Genomic DNA, 17,190 nt, shown 5'->3' on the forward strand with positions numbered 1-17,190 from the left:
GGGCAGTTGCCCGCTTTTAGCGTTCTGCCAGGCCGTTACGCAGGCCCATTCGGTCAGTTGCCTGCTTCTAGCGGTCTGTCGGACCGTTACGCAGGCCCAATCGGGCAGCTGCCTGCATTTAGCGGTCTGACAGACCGTTACACAGGCCCATTCGGGCATCTGCCCGCTTTTAGCGGTCTGCCAGGCCGTTACGCAGGCCCAAGCGGGCAGCTGCCCGCTTTTAGCGGTCCTAAGTTAGTTCCTCAACGGGCATCCGCATCCACATCTTGAATCAGCTCCACGACTTCTCCGCCGGGTGCATTAAGGAAGCCGAATTTCATGTGAACGACCTGGCCGGAACGGGTCGGAATATGGGAGATGGCGGGCTGGGTGGCGACAGTGGCGCCGTGGGCAAGCGCTCTTTCGTAAGCGGCTTCCATATCGTCGGTCCAGATGGCGACATGCTGCCATTTGCCAAGGGCGAAGGGTTCGGGGCTGCCGAAGATCTCCAGGAAATCGCCGGTACCCAGATCCAGAATAAAGGCGTGGTCCTCTTTCCCTTCCGCCCCCCATTCCGCAACCAGCTCGGCATCAAAGGCATTTCTGTAAAAGTCGGCGGCGACATGCAGATTGGGCACGCGCAGACAAACGTGATGGATCCCCTTTTGTTTTAACTTGGAATACATAATTTGAACACCCTGCCTTCCTTATTGTCTGTGATCCAGATTTTCGCGCGCATCGCCATGGAGGTGTCCGGCTCCTGTTGTCGGAAGGATCATAGCCGGACTCGGCGCCATCCATCTGGCGGCATTGCGCAGCACCTGGTGGATTTCCTTCTGATACAGAATCGGAAACGTTTCATGTCCGGGGGTGAACTGGAACAGCTTTCCTCTCCCGCGGTAGAAAAGGTTGCCGCTGCGGCAAACGTCGCCGCCCTCCCACCAGGAAATGAAGAGAGTTTGATCCGGTTCGGGAATCAGCTGCGGCTCGCCGTACATTTCGTCTGCGGGAATTTCGATGCATTCGTCCAAGCCGTAGGCGATGGGATGGCCGGGGTTAATGACCCAGACTTTCTCCTTCTCCCCCTTGGGCATGGTGCGAAAGCGTCCCCAAGGACCGGCATCGTAATAGATCCCGAGCATTCGCTGCCAGGGCTTGGAGAAGATGGAGGAATGCAGCGCGATAAAACCCATTCCGCGATGGACGACGTGATAACAGATCCGGTTGGCGACCGCGTCGTCAAAGGCGGCGTTATCGATGTGGCTCCACCAGATCAGAACGTCGGTAGCCGTGAGGACTTCTTCGGGAAGCCCGTGGGACGGCATATCCTGAGTGGCAATCGTCACTTCAAAGTCGTCGCAGCCATGAAAAGCCTGGGCGATAGCGGCATGAATACCGTCGGGATAGACGGATTTTACCGGCTCGCTGCGGTCCTGATTGTGCTCGTTGAATATGGTGACCCGGATTCTGCGTTCCATTAGGAAAGTCCCCTATTGTTCGAATTGAAAACCCAGACGCGAACCGCAGGATTCCCGGATGATTAAGTGGGGCTCATGGGAAATGTTGAGGCCTTCGGAATCCTTGTTGATCGCGCTGATCAAGGTCATGATGGACATGCGTCCCAGGTAGCTGTTCTGCTGGTCCAGCGTCGTCAGGCGGGGGCAGGTATATTCGCCCGAAGGAAACTGGTCGCAGCTGACCACGGAGATATCCTCCGGTACGCGCAGTCCTTTATCCGCGATGGCCCGGATGGCGCCCTGGGCGACCGCATCGTTGATGCAGATAATGGCGGTGGGGGTCGTCTCCGGCTGCTCCAGCAGCTTGGCCATCGCCCGATAGCCGTCCGGCGCGTAATAATTGCTTAGAGAGACCAGCGAGGGGTCAAAAGGAATCGCCAGATTCTTCAGCGTCTGCGTAAAGGCGGCCAGTCGGGCCGTCGTTGTACGAATCCCTTCCTCGCCTCCGACAAAGCCGATCCTGCGGCGGCCCAGCGCCAGCAGATGATGGATCAGGGCGGAGATGCCGCCGCTTATATTCCGGTTCAGGAAGGTGCAGCTGCAGTCCGGAACGGACTGTCCCAGAATGACTACCGGAATCTGTCGGCCCATCCGATTCAGGGCTTCTTTATAAGCATCGGAAATGTGATCCCGGTCGATTTCGCCGCCGAGAATCAATACGCCGTCCACCTTTTTATCCAGCATCGTCTGGAAATAGGTTTTTTCCGGAATGGCATCGGAGACGCCATGGTTGGATCCGCCATAAAAGGTGTTGCATAAAATGATGGAATACCCGAAATCCACCGCATAGCGCTGGATCTCCAAATACAGCTCGCTAAAGTAAGGGTTGGTAATGTCCGACACGATCACGCCCAGCGTCTGGGTGTGATTGCTGTTCATGGCGCGTGCCACGGAGCTCGGAGAGAACTGGTATTTGTTAATGATGTCGGTCACGTGCGCCTTTGTTTTCGCGGAAACATAGGGACTGTTGTTGATTACGCGGGAGATGGTGGAGACGGACACCCCGCTTAACTCGGCGATTTTATAGATGGTAAGGTTCTTCCGATCCTCTGGCATGAAAAAAATCCCTTTCTGCTAAGTTCTATATATAGGAACACCAACTCACTTTGCTGCAACCGGTACCAAGGCGTCGTATTAACTGTACATTATGCTTAAAAACAGGAAAAAATAAGCAATCCGATATTTTTCTTAATTGTAGTATGGGGGAAATTAAAAGTCAACGGAGAACAAAATGTTTTTGACACCGATATCAAAATGAGGGACCGGAGCAGAAAACCCAAAAATTCGGACAAAAATCGGATTGACAAAAATGAACGGCGTAATTTATAGTTCAATTTAGGAAGTGGATGCCGAATTGACACCGGTACCAAGTCAACCGATAAAGAAGATTCTACTTCAAAATTGTTGTTGACAAGAAAGAACGGTTTAATTTATAGTTCACTTAGGAAGAATGAGTCCCAAAAAATGACAAATGGAGGCCACGCTAATTTTTTTAACTCATTTTGGTACCGGTACCAAAGACTCATAAGGGAAATTATCGTTAAAAAGCTTTCGGCAAAACAAGAAATAGGGCAGTTTCGGTTCGGGTCAGAGAGAAAAGGTGCCAAGAGGGAACAAATGGAGGCTGCTTTTATTTTTTACTTCGCTTTGGTACCGCTTCCAAGTTGTCGTTGAAGTAAGTTTGCAGGGAGAAATGTCTTTAAAACCAGGCATGGGTATCGATGCCGATCGTAAAGGGAGAAGTTGCGATGCGTGGTGTATTCAACGAGCTGTACAGGCACAGGGTTTTATATGCAATGACGCTTCCGGCGCTGTGCTTTTTCCTGATTTTCAGCTATGTCCCCATGATGGGCGTGTATTATGCCTTTGTCGATTACGACTTTGGCAAGGGGATTCTTCACAGTCCGTTCGTGGGATTGAAGAACTTTCAGTATTTCGTTTCCGGTGGATGGGACGCGCCGATTATCTACTTGACCAAGAATACGATCCTCTACAATCTCGTGTTTATTTTCCTGGGAAATATCATGCAGTGCATGTTTGCCATCATGATTACGACGATTGTCGGACGGTTCTTCAAGAGATTAACGCAATCCGTCATGCTGCTGCCGCACTTCGTATCCTACGTAATCGTGGGGACGATCGCCTACAACATTTTCAACAGCAATTACGGCGTACTTAATTCGGTGCTGAAGACTTTCGGCGGAACCGAAGTCAGCGTGTATATGATTCCATGGATCTGGCCGTTTATCATCACGTTCTTCTTCCTGTGGAAAGGGACCGGCTTCGGGATGGTCGTCTATCTGGCCGCTATCACGGGCTTTGACCGGGAGATTTACGAGGCGGCCAAAATCGACGGCTGCAACCTGTTCAAGGAGATCAGATATATCACGCTGCCGATGCTGAAGCCGACCTTTATTATGCTGGTGCTGTTCAGCCTTGGCGGCATCATGAGAGGGCAGTTTGAACTGTTCTATAACCTGATTCAGAGAAACGGGCAGTTATTCAGCGTGACGGATGTTCTGGATACTTATATCTACCGTGCGATGACCGTCAATTTCAATCTGGGAACCTCTACGGCGGCAGGCGTTTACCAGTCTGTATTCGGCTTTATCCTCGTGGTCACCGTGAACCAGATCATACGCAAGACGAATTCGGAAAACGCCTTGTTCTAAATAAGGAGAGTCGAGGAAGATGGATAAACATGAAATGTCTGCCAGTGAAAAAGGATTAAAGCTATTATTCTATGTCGTTCTTTCCCTTGCGTCTCTGATCTGCGTGCTGCCCTTTATTCTGGTGATTTCCGGTTCGCTTTCGGACAGCTCGCAGATCCTGCGAAGCGGTTATTCCATTCTGCCCAGGGGATTCTCGCTGGACGGCTATCGCAGCATCTTCCTGTTTCCGGCGCAGATTGCCAAAGCCTACGGCGTCAGCATCTTTGTAACCGGAGCGGGAACCGGCATCGGTCTGGCGGTGATGACCTTGTGCGGCTATGCGATTTCCAGAAGCGAATTAAAATATCGCAATATCATTTCCTTCACGATTTATTTTACGACTCTTTTTTCCGGCGGCTTGGTGCCCTGGTATATCGTAGTGACCAAGCTGGGATTAAAGAACAGCATCTGGGCGCTGATCATACCGTCCATCTGCAGCTCGTTCTATATTTTGCTTATTCGTAATTTCATGAAGACGATTCCGGACGCGCTTGTGGAATCCGCAAGGCTGGAAGGGGCGGGGGAGTTTCGAACGCTGCTGCAGATCGTCGTGCCGATGTCCAAGCCGATTCTGGCCACGATTGCCTTGTTTCTGGCGTTGGCCTACTGGAATGACTGGTATCTGGCTTCCCTTTATATTACCAAAGCCGATATGTGGCCTCTGCAATACCGGTTATACAACATCCTGAATGCCGCCTCCAAGATCGCATCGGTGGGAGCGGAGAACTTTACCAGCAAAATTCTGCCGACGGAGACTCAGAAGCTGGCGAACGCGATCGTGGCGACAGGGCCGATTATTTTCCTCTATCCTTTCCTTCAGAAGTACTTTGTTCAGGGGATTTCCATCGGGGCGGTCAAAGGATAATTCACAAGCGGTAGTAATGCAAATTACTATATAAACCTACTTTTTGAAAATTGGGGCAAAGGTCAAAAAGCGGGAACAGTTCATGTCCACAAGAGGAGGAAACGGAAAGATGGGAAACAGCCTTAAGAAATTGACGGCAGGGTTAATGGTATCGGCAATGGTTCTTGGCAGTATCGCATGCAGCAGCAACGGCAACAGCAACAGCGGCAGCAGCAGCAGCAACGGCAAGGCGCCGGCAGAAGGTGCGGAGAGCTCGGGGTACGCGGGGGATCTGGAGTATGTGAAGCTGAAAATGTATGCGATTTCAGATGCGCCCAATAATACGGACCTGGCCAAGGAGTACTGGGATAAGCTCAATGACAGATTGAAAAAGGAACTGAATACGACGATCGATTTCACTTATGCGGCAGGCAACGACTACAAAAACAACTATGCCCTGGCCATCGCTTCGGGAGAAAAATACGACCTGATGCAGGCGGCTCCAGGCTGGTTGGATTATCAAAGCTATGCGGCCAAGAACGCGTTCATCCCGCTTGACGATCTGCTGCCGCAGTATGCGCCATACCTTTGGGAGAATATCCCGAAGACGACCTGGGATGCGGCTTCCGTCAACGGAAAGATTTACGGCGTCCCCGGTATGGACACGGGAGTAACGGCCCCCGCCTTCGTATACAGGGAGGATTTGAGGAAGAAGCACAATCTGCCTGAAATCAAGTCCATGGACGATATCGAGACCTATCTGCAGGGGATCAAGGACAACGAGCCGGGAATCATCCCGAGCGACGATTATCAGAGTCAGGTGTACGGCACTTCCTGGATTTACACCACGCATTATATCGGCATCGACGAAATCCATGACAGACTGTTCAACTTTGTTTACGATCCGACAAACGGTCAAGTGCTGAGCGTTGTCGAGACGCCCGAATTCAAAGAATTTATGTATAAAATGAAGGATTGGGCAGACCGGGGCTTCTGGTCCTCCAGCGTGCTTACCAGCACGAACTGGGGCGTATCGCAGGTGCTCAACGGAGTAGCGGCGGCATCCTTTAACGAGCAGCTGCCCGGCTATAACAACCATGCGACACAGGTGGCGAAGGAACACGGCGACGAGGGCTGGGAACTGAACTACTTCATGTATTTCGAAGGAAATCCGGATTCCGTTCTTCAAGGCTCCACAACCGGCAGCATGACGGCCATCTCTACGAATGCCGAGCATCCCGAACGGGCGCTGATGGTTCTGGATTATATCCAGCAGCATGAAGATCTCTGGGATTTCATTACTTATGGCATGGAGGGCGTTAACTACAACCTGACCGAGGATGGAACGATCGATACGTCGAACATCGCGGACGGCGCATCCTTCAACTACTTCCCGAGCGGCATGTTTGCCAACGCCAACTTCAAGAAGCGCAAGAGCGATGCCTGGGTGAATTACGACACCATGATGGAGAAGATCAACAGCAAGGTGGTGCCCGACATTTTCGAAGGCTTTGTCATGGACAAGAGCAGCTTCGAGACGGAGTATACGGCGCTTAACGATGTAAACAGCCAATATGGATACCCGCTGGAGGCAGGTCTGCTCAAAGATGTGGATAAGGCCTACCAGACCTATCTGGATAAAGCCAAGGCCGCGGGTCTGGACAAGATCAGAGCGGAAGTGGAGAAACAGGTCAACGCCTGGCTTGCATCCAAAAAGCAATAGATTCGCAGACCCGTCCTTTCCCGCAAGGGAAAGGGCGGTGTTCAAGAGCCCGCATGCCGGTATGGAAGCCTAAAACATCGCAATGGCGAGGAGCGCAGATACAATGAAGAGCAGGGTGTATATAATTCGCGATGATATTAACCATCCGAAGGAAGTCATTGATCCGGTCATGGAAAAGGTGTTCGATGCGGAGCGGTGGGAGGTTATTCTCACGGACCGGGCGAGAGATTTGATCGAGACCGAGGCATCGGTGGATTTGGCCTTGTTCTTTACCAACGGGCGCCCGGAAGGGGAGACCAATATGACCCCGGACGAGCAGCGCCAGATTGTTCGTAAGGTAAGGGACGGCATGGGCATGATGTTCATTCACGCGGGGCTTGTCCTCATCGAGCCGGACAGCCCGTTCTATGTGGAGCTGAATTCCGGCCGTTTCGTCGAGCATTCTCCCCATCATGTGGCGGTGACGAACAACCCGGCGACCAGCTTTAAGCATCCGATGATCGAAGGCATCGAGCCGTTCGTAGCGATCGACGAGCATTATTACTGCCAAGTCGATACGACGAAAACCGATGTGATTCTGTTCAGCACTTCCCAGCATTTGACGGCAGTCGGGGGATGGGCGCATCAGGTTGGGAACGGCAAAGTCGTGGCGCTGACCCCCGGACATAATCCAGAGGCGCTGGGTCATCCTCAAATGATTCAGCTGATGAAAAATGGTGCGGACTGGGCTGCTCGGCAGAGCTAGAGCATAACGAGGGAGGCGATGTGTCGGTGGGTTCGATGTCAGTGGCATTAGGCTTGTACTCGGTATATAAGGAGTTTCAGCGCGACCTGGAGTCGACGCTGCGCAGAGTCAAGGTGATCGGCTATGAAGGGGTGGAATTCTACGGCCCGTTCATTCATGAGCCGGAGAAGATTAAAGCTTATCTGGAGGCAATCGGACTCGTCAACTGCGGCTGGCATACGGAATGGAAATTGCTCCAGCCGGATACGATAGAGGCCACCCTGGACTACCATACCCGCGCCGGAACGACCCATATCATTATCCCGGCCTTGGGCGGGCCTTGGCAAATCGGACATAAGCAAAGTGAGGATGGCGCGGAGGTGTGGGTGCGATACGCAGACCGCATCAATGAGCTTGCGAGACTGGCGGAAGAGCGGAATCTCCGCATTGGCTACCATACCCATGCGCATGAATTCAATACGCATTTCGGAGAGTCGACGCCGTGGTCGCTGCTTAGCGAGCATACCCATTCCGGCGTCCTGTTGGAGCTGGATTCGGGCAATTGCATCGAAGCGGGAGCCGATCCGGCCCAGGCGATCGCAGATCACCCGGGGAGAGTGCCGCTTGTGCATTGCAAGCCGTTCTCCGGCCATGTTGGCCACGAAACGTTCATCGGCAGCGCTACGGATGACAACGACTGGCCGGCGATTCTTGAGGCGTGCAGCCGCTCGGGAACCGAATGGCTGATCGTGGAGCATGAATCGGAAACCGAATATCCGCAGTTTGACGGCGCGGAACGGTGTTATGCCGGGATGCTGGAGCAGTTGGGGCGGCTTTAGTCGGCCCGTGCGTCGGCTTTGTTACTAAACCAGTAGGAGATGTTGCTGTGATACAGACCAATCAGGCGATCAAGTTCACGGGCAAGCAGCAAGCGTCGCTTGTGCAGTGCGACTGGGATCCGTCGCCGCTTGCAGCGGATGAAATTATCGGGCGAACGCTCGTATCGCTCGTCTCGAATGGCTCGGAGATGGGCGCATACAAGGACTACTCCGGGGGAATGAAGTACCCGGTAGAGACCGGCTATGCCGCTATTCTCGAGGTGCTTGAGGCAGGCGAAGGAGTTACGAACGTGAAAGCAGGCGAACGCGTGCTTGCTCTGTCCCCGCATCAGACCTACAGCCGGGTCAAATTCAACGATTATATTCCCGTACCGGAGGGAATGAAGCCGGAGCATGCCGTGCTTGGCCGTTTCCCGGCCGTCTCGATGACCTCCATGATTCATTCCCGGATTCGCCCGACGGAATCGGTTATGGTAACGGGACTCGGCATTGTGGGCCTCATGTGCGCGCAGGTGATGCAGCATTGCGGCTATGAGGTCTATGCCTTCGATCCGAACGAGGGCCGCAGGGCGACAGCCCGCTCTTGCGGATTGCGCCATGTGTATGCCTCGCCGGATGAGGTGCCGGGACTGAAAGGAACGGCTGGGTTGGCAATGGACTGCTCCGGCAGGGAAGAGGCGGTGTATGCCTTGCTGGCCAACCTGCGCAAGGGCGGGGAGCTGTACCTGGTCGGCGTGCCTTGGTACCGTTCGACGGACAAGTTCGCGCACGATTTGCTGCGCAGCATTTTCTACGGCTACGTACAGGTTAATTCCGGGTGGGAGTGGTCGCTTCCGCGGCATTCTTCGGAGTTCCATCCCAACAGCAATCACGGGAGCATCAGGAAAGCGATGGAATGGATTCGCGACGGGCTGATCCGGGTCGACAACATCTATGATAGCTATGCGCCAAGCGCATGCGGAGAAGTCTACGCGGGAATTGCCGACGGCGTTTTGACGAAGCCCTGCGTTATTTTTGATTGGAGCTGAGACCATGTATACGACAACTAAAAAGCAGGGCATTCATCATGTTTGCTTAAAGACGCAGGATATCGAAAGTACGGTCAAGTTTTATAGGGAAGGTCTCGGCGCGCGCTTTGTCGTGGAATGGGGCAAGGATGGAGCCGAGGATCATGCGGTGCTGGTGGATCTGGGCGATGGAGATTTCCTGGAAATCTACGAGACAAAGAGAGAATTCGTCGATGGGATGTGGGAGCATCTGGCGGTTCGTACGACGGATATCGAGGAATCGGTGCGCCGGGCCGTAACGGCGGGAGCGACGCCTCTTGGCGTTCCGCGCCACAGCAATATTCCGACCCGCTCGGGCGAAATCGTCGGCTTGAGCTTCTCCTACGTTCGCGCGCCGGGCGGCGAGCTCGTCGAGTTTATTCAGGATGACCATTAAAGACAGGTCTTCGCGCCCTGATCGGTCTTCAGTCCCTGCGCCACATAAGCAAGTGCTATCAGGAGGAACCACGATGGAGAAGTCTGTACTGGCCGTTGATTTGGGAGGGACCAAAATCTTGATCGGGGAGGTTTCGCCGGACGGCGAGGTGCTCGGAAGCAAGGTTTATGAATCGACGGTCGTATCGCAAGAGCAAGCATTCGAGACGTTGGCGGCATGCCTCGGAGATTATATCCGGGATGTGGGACTGCGGCGCGAGGCGGCGGCGATCGGGATCGGCGTAGTCGGACGGGTCAATACGAGCGAGGGCGTCTGGCTCGAGATCGATCCTTCCCGAAGCCGGCCGATCGAGCTCGCCCGGAAGATCGGCGAGCGGTTCGCGCTGCCGTGTACGATTGGCAACGATGTCTACTGCGCAACGCTCGCGGAGCAGCAATGGGGCTGCGGCACTTATTCGGACAATTTTATTTATATGAATATCGGCACGGGGATTGCCGCCCGCTGCGTCGTCAACGGCGAGCCGATTATCGGCGGGCATTTCAATGCGGGCGAGGTTGGGCATCATGTCGTAGATTACAACAGCGACGTTCAATGCGTATGCGGAAGAAAGGGCTGCGTGGAGCCGCTGGCCTCCGGGCTCGGGATGCACAATCGGATCGTTGCGCTGAAGCCGTCCTATCCCGATTCGTCCCTTGTCATCCCGAATGAAGGCCGCGTGGGCGTGGAAGAGATTTTTGCAGGCTACGATCGCGGCGATCCGCTCTGCATCGAGGTTGTGGATACCGCGCTGCAGGCCGTAGCGGAAACGATTATGAATATGGTCCGCTTCTCCGATCCGGACACTGTCGTGCTTGGCGGCGGCGTGGTTAGCGGGAGCTGGTTTATGGATAAGCTGCAGCCCCGGCTGCAGACGAAGACGATGCGTTTCGTGATTAACGGTGTGAAGAAGACGGCGATCGACGAGGACTTTATCGGCTTGAAGGGCGCCGCCTGGCTGGCGATACGAGCGATGTCCAAGCCGGAGGTTTAAAAGGGAGGGGGATAACGGAATCATGGCATCGAAAATAGCGCGCGAGCTTGAACGCTCGAATTGGATTCACAGACCGCTGAAGGTGGACGAGAGCGCGTCGTTGGAAGCGGACAGCTTGAAGAAGGAAGTTTTGGACAGAGTCGTCATTCTCGATCCGGCTGCGGGCGGCGATCGGTGGATGCACCGCGGACTCGGGGCGTCCAGCGTGCTTGAAGACGGTCAGCTGCAGCTGACTTCTCCGTTTGTTATGGAGGCATGGCCGGAAGGCTCGCCCAGTGACGGAGATTACAGCACTTACGGGCATGTGGGCGTCTATCGGACGTTCGATCATGAGAACTGGGAGAGGTTCAACCGGATCTCCTTCGAAATTTACCCGGATTGCAGCGGCATGTCGAATCCGCATATTAAAGTCGGCATTAAAAACGACGGCACGATCAAAATTCCCGATATTTATCACCGCGAAGGCTCCAATGTCATCAATCTGAAAAACCGTCAGTGGAACGTCTGCTCGATGGAAATTCCGGATCTGCCGCGGGACGGGATTACCGAGCTGGAATTTGGCTATGACATGTACGGCAAAGACCGTGCGACCGGCGACACGATGGAATATCGCATTCGCAACGTCTTCCTGGAAAAAGTGGCGTATCCGAACATTTCGAAGGGATGGCAGCCCAGAAGCAAGGATATTATTTTCTCCCATAACGGCTACAGCGCGGAGCAGCCTAAAACGATGATTTTGGCGGAGCGGCAGACGTCGTCTTTCTCCGTTATCGAGCTTGAGACGGGAGAGGAGAAGTTCACCGGTCCCGTTCATCCTGTAAGCACCTCGATCGGCAGCTTCTCCGTCGTGGATTTTTCCGCGTTTAAGGAGGAAGGGACGTATATCGTCCGGGTGGGCGAGCTGCTGACGAAACCTTTCGAGATTGGCGGCGCGGCGGACCGGTGGGAAGATTCGATCTGGAAATCGATCAACTTTATCTATTGCGAGCGCTGCGGCTGTCCGGTGCACGGCATTCACGGCAGCTGCCATGAGGATATTCTCGCCCGGCATAACGGCGGGACGATTATTTTCAACGGCGGCTGGCACGATGCGGGCGATGTCTCCCAGCAGCTGGTGCAGACGGCGGAGGTGGCAAGCGCCCTCTACGAGATGGCCCATCAGGTGAAGGAGAGCAACTATCCGCTGTACCTTCGTCTTGTCGAAGAGGGAGAATGGGGGGTGGACTTCATTCTGAAGACCCGATTCGGCGACGGCTACCGGGCTACAAGCGCGGGCATCCGCATCTGGTCGGACGGCATCATGGGCAATATGGATGATATGACAGCCCGAGTGCACAATAATCCGTATGAAAACTTTATCCTCTCCGGCATCGAAGCGCAGATCGCCCTGTTCATGGAGGAGGAGGATTTACTCAAGGCTAAACTAGCGGCCTGCGCGGTGCAGGATTTCCACTATGCGGTTGAGGAGTTCGAGCTCAGAGGTTTTGCGCCGAAGCCGATCTTCTGGGAGCACACCTACATGAGCTCGGAAAGCTTGTTCATGGCGACGGCTTCCTGGTCGGCGTCGCTCCAATATCGGCTGACGGGCGAGGCTTCCTATGCAGGCAAGGCAGTCGAATATCTGGACTATGTGATCGATTCGCAAGAGCTTGCCGGCATTCGAACCGACGACGGCAGGACCGTGGCCGGCTTCTTCTACCGAACGCCGGAGAAGAAGGTCGTCCAGCATTTCAACCACCAGGCCAGAGAGCATATATACTTGCAGGCTTTCAGCGAAATTCTGAAGACGCAGCCCGGGCATGCCAAGTGTGATCGCTGGATGGAATCCGTCCGAAGCTACGGGGAATACATCAAGTTTCTGACCGCCTTCACGGCGCCGTATCCGATGCTTTCAAGCGGTATCTACCGTGCGGACGAGAATGAGGACCGCGAAAGCTTCGATCTCCAGCATTTGTTGGTCGGGGAGGAGGCCAAAGCGTTGTATACGGAGCAACTGAAGCAGGGCGTCCGTCTGAACGACGACTATTACTTGAAGCGGTTCCCGGTCTGGTTCTCGTTCAGGGGCAACACGGCGATTGTCCTGTCCACAGGAAAGGCCGCGTCCCTCGCAGGCATGCTGCTTGGGGATCGGGAGCTGATCTCGATTGCCGAGAGCCAGCTGCAGTGGGTCGTCGGCAAAAATCCGTTCGGTCAGTCGCTGATGTACGGCGAAGGCTATCACTTCGCCCAGCAGTACAGCGTGCTCAGCGGAGAAATCGTAGGCGAAATCCCGGTAGGCGTGCAAACCTTCGAGAACGAAGATGTCCCCTACTGGCCGCAAATGAACAACGCCACCTACAAGGAAGTATGGGTCGGTCTTGCAGGCAAATGGCTGTCTTTGCTTTCCGACCTGTATGAATACGACGAGCAGGGCGGGGCTTGATCCGACCCTAATGCGACAAGGGTGACCGGCAGCGCGACTGCCGGTCAGGGAGGAACAATCGATGAAACCGACAATGATGACCTATATTCAAGAAGAGCAGGCGGTCGCGGAAGGCATTCTCGGCAGCTATCCGGGCAATGTGACCGCCTTTGCGGAGCTGGCGACGGACAAGACGGAATGGTTGATTTTGGCGACCGGTTCAAGCATCAATGCCGCGCTGAGCGCCAAGTATTATATCGAGAAAGTGGCGGACGTGCGGATTGACGTCAAAGAGCCGTTCAATTTTACGCACTACGATAAAATCAGCCCGCACTGCGATCTGGTCATCGGCATTTCGCAAAGCGGCCAGAGCACTTCGACGATCGGCGCCCTGAATCGGATTCGCAAGCAGACCGGCCTTAAAACGGTCGCCTTTACGAGCGACGTGACGACGGCCATTTCCGAAGCGGCCGACTTGACGCTCGATATCGGCTGCGGCAAGGAAAGAGTCGGCTACGTGACCAAGGGGTTTATCTCTACCGTATTGACGCTGATGCTCACCGGCCTGAAGACAGCTGCTACGAAAAAAACGCTGACGGAGCGGGAGGAGCAGTCCCATCTCGCTCAATTCCGCGCTGCAGCGGCCGCCATCCCGCAAACGATCGCCAAAACAGAAGCCTTCTTCGAGCGGCACAAGGACAATCTGGCGAGCGCGCCGAGATTTTCCGCTGTCGGTTACGGCCCTACCGTCGGAACGGTGAAGGAATTCGAAACCAAATTCTCAGAGACGGTTCGAATGCCGTCGCAGGGGATCGATCTGGAGGCCTTCATGCATGGGCCATATCTGGAGGTCAATCCGGAGCACCGCATCTTCTTCGTGGAGACGGAAAGTCCGGTCAAGGAACGAATGGAACTGCTGATCGCGTATGAGAGCCGGATTACCGACTACAACTATACCATCACATTGGGTAAAGCGGAGAACGACCGTACGATCGGTCTGGAGGTGGAGCTGGACGAGTTCATGGCTCCGTTCCTACTGATTATTCCGTTCCAGATTCTGGCCCATCACGTTGCGGGAGCAAGAGGAATCGACCTGACCCAGCGGATTTATACCGACTTCGGGGTAGCGATGAAGAGCAAGACTCAGCCGGGCGACTATGCGTAAGAGTGGAATGTCCTTTTGAATCTTTAAACGGCAGCGATGCCGTTTTTTTGTATTTTTATCTTAATGGGAAAATGGGAAAAGTCCGTGCCAGAGCAAGCGCCATTGACAAATCGGCTACTGCGTGATACTTTATAGTGGTAATAAGTGATACTGCATACCTGTCATACGGAATAGTGAGGAGTGATTGTGCTGGAGAACCTAACGGAAATGCTCAAAGGGGTGCTTGAGGGCTGCGTCCTTGAAATTATAAGCCGCGAAGAAACCTACGGCTACGAAATTACGCGGCGGCTGAACGCTCTCGGCTTCACGGATGTTGTGGAGGGAACGGTATACACCATCCTGATCCGGCTTGAAAAAAACAAGCTGGTAGAGACGACGAAGAAGCCTTCGGATATGGGACCGCCGCGAAAATTTTTCGCGATCAACGACGCGGGGCGCGAGGAGCTGCGGAGGTTCTGGGAAAAGTGGGAGTTCGTATCCTCAAAAATTAACGAGTTAAAGGGGGAATAATCATGAACTTTTGGGAAAAAATCACCGGCAGCGACATGACTAAAGAAATGAGGGCTTTTGAATCTCGAGCCCAAAAGCTGCCGGCTGATTATCAAGCGGCATGGGAGAAAGTCAATGCGAATCTTTGGTCCTACTCGGATTTCACCGGTCGCAATCTTATGCCCATTCTCGACGGCGTGCTTGGTCTGCTCGAAGAAGCGGCGGCTGACGGTCAGAGTGTTCAAGAGGTTCTGGGCGACGACATCAAAGGCTTTTGTTCGGCGCTGGCCGGCGAAGAAGGAGCCAAGTCCGTTCGCGACAGGTGGCGCGAGCAGCTCAACCACAATATCGCCAAAAAATTAGGCAGATAGGAGGGGATGAAATGAAAATACGGGATATCATCGAAGGCAAAAAAGAGTGGCGGGCACACGCAGCGCGTGTCAAAGCGCTCCCGCAGGATTATCAGATTGTTTATAAAGAGATTCAGAAATATTTCTTTAAAGTCGGTCCTGTTGAATTAACGGACGGTACGGGTTTGTTGTCGGGGATTGTCGATCTTTTCGAAGAGGGCGCGGCTTTGGGGAAAGGCGTGCTCGATGTAACGGGAACCGACGTAGCGTTTTTTTGCGACGAACTCATCAGAGATTCAAAAACGTACGCGGACAGCTATCAAGAATCCGTGAATCAGGAAGTGAACAAGGCAGTGAAAAAGGTGACGAATAAAAAAAAGCAGAAAGGGGGATGACGGGATGGAAAAAGCGATTCAAGTAAAAGGGCTGCAAAAGTCTTTCAAGGACACAGATGTCTTGAAGGGCGTCGATTTTGAAGTGAAGCGAGGCGAGATTTTCGCCCTGCTGGGCTCCAACGGCGCGGGCAAGACGACGATTGTCAGAATCCTTGCCACGCTGCTCAAGCAGGACGGAGGCACCGCCGTTGTAAACGGATTTGACGTCGCGTCAAAACCCGACCTTGTGCGGCATACGATTAGCCTGACCGGGCAATTTGCCGCCGTGGACGAGATATTGACCGGGCGGGAGAATCTGATCCTGATCGCCAAGCTGCGACACCTTGCAAACCCGCGTCATGTCGCGGATGATTTGCTGAACCGCTTCGGCTTGGACGACGCCTCCGACCGCAAGGCGGCCGCCTATTCGGGCGGCATGCGCCGCAGGCTCGACATTGCCATGAGCCTGATCGGGAAACCGCCGCTTATTTTCCTCGACGAGCCGACCACCGGGCTTGACCCCGAGGCGCGCATGGAGACCTGGAAGATGGTTAAAGAGCTTGCCAACGGTGGGACAACGGTATTCCTGACCACTCAGTATCTAGAGGAGGCTGAACAACTGGCCGATCGAATTGCCATTTTGCATGGAGGCAGGATTATTGCCAACGGCACGCTTCAGGAACTGAAAAAGCTGTTCCCGCCCGCGAAGGTGGAGTATGTGGAAAAACAACCTTCATTGGAAGAAATTTTCCTCGCTATTATCGGCAGAAAGGAGGCCATGTAAATGGAGACGGCAAAGAGTCGTTTTTTTAGCGACATGGGCGTGATGCTTGGGCGTTCCATGCGTCATATTTTCCGCAGCATGGACACCATCATCACGGTCTGCGTCATTCCGATTGCGATGCTGCTGCTGTTTGTCTATGTGTTTGGCGGCTCAATCCAAACCGGTACGGATAACTATGTGAACTACTTGTTGCCCGGTATTCTGCTGATTGCGATTGCCAGCGGGATATCTTATACGGCTTACCGCCTGTTTTTGGATAAGCAGAGGGGCATCATTGAGCGGTTTCACACAATGCCGATTGCACGTTCCGCCGTGCTGTGGGGGCATGTGCTGACCTCGCTGGTATCCAACGCCATTTCTCTTGTCGTCATCCTTCTGGCAGCGCTCATTATGGGCTTTCGCTCGTCGGCAGGGGTCCTGCCATGGTTAGCCGTAGTCGGTATACTCCTGCTGTATACTCTGGCTTTGACGTGGGTCGCGGCGATTGCCGGATTGACCGGGAAATCGGTGGAAGGTGCAAGCGCATTTTCCTATCCGCTTATCTTCCTGCCGTTTATCAGCTCGGCCTTTGTGCCGACCGATTCGATGCCGAAGGTCGTTCGCGCTTTTGCCGATAACCAACCGGTGACCTCCATTGTGGAAGCGATCCGTGCGCTCCTGTCAGGTCAGCCTGTGGGCAGCGATATTTGGATCGCGATGGCTTGGTGCCTCGGAATTACGCTCGCAGCTTATACCTTCGCAATGCGCGCGTACAAACGGACAACAACTTAACGTTTCCAGACATTAAATCTCGCAGCGAAGCGATGTTCTACTGGGA

At 54.0% G+C, this 17,190-nt stretch carries 18 protein-coding genes; 15 read left to right on the top strand and 3 right to left on the bottom strand.

The features are described from left to right. Positions 1-242: 242 nt before the first annotated feature. From ACFFT4_RS31175 to ACFFT4_RS31185, 3 genes are read right to left on the bottom strand one after another with little or no spacing between them, the layout of a single operon-like run. A complete protein-coding gene (locus ACFFT4_RS31175) occupies positions 243-665 on the bottom strand; it encodes a VOC family protein (protein ID WP_378053027.1) in 423 nt (140 codons plus the stop codon). A gap of 21 nt (positions 666-686) precedes the next feature. After that, complete coding sequence (locus tag ACFFT4_RS31180) at positions 687-1,457, bottom strand: ThuA domain-containing protein (RefSeq protein ID WP_378053028.1); 771 nt, start codon at positions 1,455-1,457, stop codon at positions 687-689. A gap of 12 nt (positions 1,458-1,469) precedes the next feature. After that, positions 1,470-2,552: a LacI family DNA-binding transcriptional regulator gene (locus ACFFT4_RS31185; RefSeq protein WP_378053029.1), complete on the bottom strand. Its 1,083-nt coding sequence runs from the start codon at positions 2,550-2,552 to the stop codon at positions 1,470-1,472. A gap of 692 nt (positions 2,553-3,244) precedes the next feature. Between ACFFT4_RS31185 and ACFFT4_RS31190 the strand changes: the two genes are divergently transcribed. From ACFFT4_RS31190 to ACFFT4_RS31260, 15 genes are all read left to right on the top strand, one after another. Beyond that, positions 3,245-4,168 (top strand): ABC transporter permease, encoded by a 924-nt coding sequence (locus ACFFT4_RS31190; protein ID WP_378053030.1) that lies wholly within the window; start codon positions 3,245-3,247, stop codon positions 4,166-4,168. A gap of 19 nt (positions 4,169-4,187) precedes the next feature. After that, positions 4,188-5,072 (top strand): carbohydrate ABC transporter permease, encoded by an 885-nt coding sequence (locus tag ACFFT4_RS31195; RefSeq protein ID WP_378053031.1) that lies wholly within the window; start codon positions 4,188-4,190, stop codon positions 5,070-5,072. A 109-nt stretch (positions 5,073-5,181) separates the two neighbouring features. Continuing rightward, the gene (locus tag ACFFT4_RS31200) at positions 5,182-6,774 is read left to right on the top strand and encodes an extracellular solute-binding protein (protein WP_378053032.1); all 1,593 of its coding nucleotides are present in this window, start codon (positions 5,182-5,184) and stop codon (positions 6,772-6,774) included. A gap of 103 nt (positions 6,775-6,877) precedes the next feature. After that, positions 6,878-7,519 (top strand): ThuA domain-containing protein, encoded by a 642-nt coding sequence (locus ACFFT4_RS31205; protein ID WP_378053033.1) that lies wholly within the window; start codon positions 6,878-6,880, stop codon positions 7,517-7,519. Between the two features lie 35 nt (positions 7,520-7,554). Further along, on the top strand, positions 7,555-8,337 hold the full coding sequence (locus ACFFT4_RS31210) for a sugar phosphate isomerase/epimerase family protein (protein ID WP_378053079.1): 783 nt from the start codon (positions 7,555-7,557) through the stop codon (positions 8,335-8,337). Positions 8,338-8,384: 47 nt separating this feature from the next. Then, positions 8,385-9,365, top strand: a complete 981-nt coding sequence (locus ACFFT4_RS31215) for a zinc-dependent alcohol dehydrogenase (protein ID WP_378053034.1) — start codon at positions 8,385-8,387, stop codon at positions 9,363-9,365. 4 nt (positions 9,366-9,369) lie between these two features. Next, positions 9,370-9,780 (top strand): VOC family protein, encoded by a 411-nt coding sequence (locus ACFFT4_RS31220; RefSeq protein WP_378053035.1) that lies wholly within the window; start codon positions 9,370-9,372, stop codon positions 9,778-9,780. Between the two features lie 73 nt (positions 9,781-9,853). Next, a complete protein-coding gene (locus tag ACFFT4_RS31225) occupies positions 9,854-10,810 on the top strand; it encodes an ROK family protein (protein WP_378053036.1) in 957 nt (318 codons plus the stop codon). Positions 10,811-10,832: 22 nt separating this feature from the next. Next, positions 10,833-13,232 (top strand): glycoside hydrolase family 9 protein, encoded by a 2,400-nt coding sequence (locus ACFFT4_RS31230; protein ID WP_378053037.1) that lies wholly within the window; start codon positions 10,833-10,835, stop codon positions 13,230-13,232. A 61-nt stretch (positions 13,233-13,293) separates the two neighbouring features. Next, positions 13,294-14,376, top strand: a complete 1,083-nt coding sequence (locus ACFFT4_RS31235) for an SIS domain-containing protein (RefSeq protein ID WP_378053038.1) — start codon at positions 13,294-13,296, stop codon at positions 14,374-14,376. A gap of 207 nt (positions 14,377-14,583) precedes the next feature. Then, positions 14,584-14,886, top strand: coding sequence for a PadR family transcriptional regulator (locus ACFFT4_RS31240; protein WP_378053081.1), 303 nt, complete (start codon positions 14,584-14,586; stop codon positions 14,884-14,886). A gap of 2 nt (positions 14,887-14,888) precedes the next feature. After that, positions 14,889-15,236 (top strand): DUF1048 domain-containing protein, encoded by a 348-nt coding sequence (locus ACFFT4_RS31245; protein ID WP_378053039.1) that lies wholly within the window; start codon positions 14,889-14,891, stop codon positions 15,234-15,236. Positions 15,237-15,247: 11 nt separating this feature from the next. After that, on the top strand, positions 15,248-15,610 hold the full coding sequence (locus tag ACFFT4_RS31250) for a DUF1048 domain-containing protein (protein ID WP_378053040.1): 363 nt from the start codon (positions 15,248-15,250) through the stop codon (positions 15,608-15,610). Positions 15,611-15,614: 4 nt separating this feature from the next. Then, a complete protein-coding gene (locus tag ACFFT4_RS31255) occupies positions 15,615-16,373 on the top strand; it encodes an ABC transporter ATP-binding protein (RefSeq protein WP_378053041.1) in 759 nt (252 codons plus the stop codon). Then, positions 16,374-17,144: an ABC transporter permease gene (locus ACFFT4_RS31260; RefSeq protein ID WP_378053042.1), complete on the top strand. Its 771-nt coding sequence runs from the start codon at positions 16,374-16,376 to the stop codon at positions 17,142-17,144. The last annotated feature ends 46 nt before the right edge of the window (positions 17,145-17,190 follow it).

Source organism: Cohnella cellulosilytica (assembly GCF_042431195.1).
Classification (GTDB): Bacteria; Bacillota; Bacilli; order Paenibacillales; family Paenibacillaceae; genus Cohnella; species Cohnella cellulosilytica.

Excerpts from the sequence above, each read along its gene's own strand:
- ACFFT4_RS31185 (WP_378053029.1), bottom strand. The coding sequence starts at position 2,552 with ATGCCAGAGGATCGGAAGAACCTTACCATCTATAAAATCGCCGAGTTA.
- ACFFT4_RS31255 (WP_378053041.1), top strand. The coding sequence starts at position 15,615 with ATGGAAAAAGCGATTCAAGTAAAAGGGCTGCAAAAGTCTTTCAAGGAC.
- ACFFT4_RS31225 (WP_378053036.1), top strand. The coding sequence starts at position 9,854 with ATGGAGAAGTCTGTACTGGCCGTTGATTTGGGAGGGACCAAAATCTTG.
- ACFFT4_RS31240 (WP_378053081.1), top strand. The coding sequence starts at position 14,584 with ATGCTCAAAGGGGTGCTTGAGGGCTGCGTCCTTGAAATTATAAGCCGC.
- ACFFT4_RS31180 (WP_378053028.1), bottom strand. The coding sequence starts at position 1,457 with ATGGAACGCAGAATCCGGGTCACCATATTCAACGAGCACAATCAGGAC.
- ACFFT4_RS31260 (WP_378053042.1), top strand. The coding sequence starts at position 16,374 with ATGGAGACGGCAAAGAGTCGTTTTTTTAGCGACATGGGCGTGATGCTT.
- ACFFT4_RS31230 (WP_378053037.1), top strand. The coding sequence starts at position 10,833 with ATGGCATCGAAAATAGCGCGCGAGCTTGAACGCTCGAATTGGATTCAC.
- ACFFT4_RS31190 (WP_378053030.1), top strand. The coding sequence starts at position 3,245 with ATGCGTGGTGTATTCAACGAGCTGTACAGGCACAGGGTTTTATATGCA.
- ACFFT4_RS31200 (WP_378053032.1), top strand. The coding sequence starts at position 5,182 with ATGGGAAACAGCCTTAAGAAATTGACGGCAGGGTTAATGGTATCGGCA.
- ACFFT4_RS31245 (WP_378053039.1), top strand. The coding sequence starts at position 14,889 with ATGAACTTTTGGGAAAAAATCACCGGCAGCGACATGACTAAAGAAATG.
- ACFFT4_RS31235 (WP_378053038.1), top strand. The coding sequence starts at position 13,294 with ATGAAACCGACAATGATGACCTATATTCAAGAAGAGCAGGCGGTCGCG.
- ACFFT4_RS31195 (WP_378053031.1), top strand. The coding sequence starts at position 4,188 with ATGGATAAACATGAAATGTCTGCCAGTGAAAAAGGATTAAAGCTATTA.
- ACFFT4_RS31175 (WP_378053027.1), bottom strand. The coding sequence starts at position 665 with ATGTATTCCAAGTTAAAACAAAAGGGGATCCATCACGTTTGTCTGCGC.
- ACFFT4_RS31210 (WP_378053079.1), top strand. The coding sequence starts at position 7,555 with ATGTCAGTGGCATTAGGCTTGTACTCGGTATATAAGGAGTTTCAGCGC.
- ACFFT4_RS31220 (WP_378053035.1), top strand. The coding sequence starts at position 9,370 with ATGTATACGACAACTAAAAAGCAGGGCATTCATCATGTTTGCTTAAAG.
- ACFFT4_RS31250 (WP_378053040.1), top strand. The coding sequence starts at position 15,248 with ATGAAAATACGGGATATCATCGAAGGCAAAAAAGAGTGGCGGGCACAC.
- ACFFT4_RS31205 (WP_378053033.1), top strand. The coding sequence starts at position 6,878 with ATGAAGAGCAGGGTGTATATAATTCGCGATGATATTAACCATCCGAAG.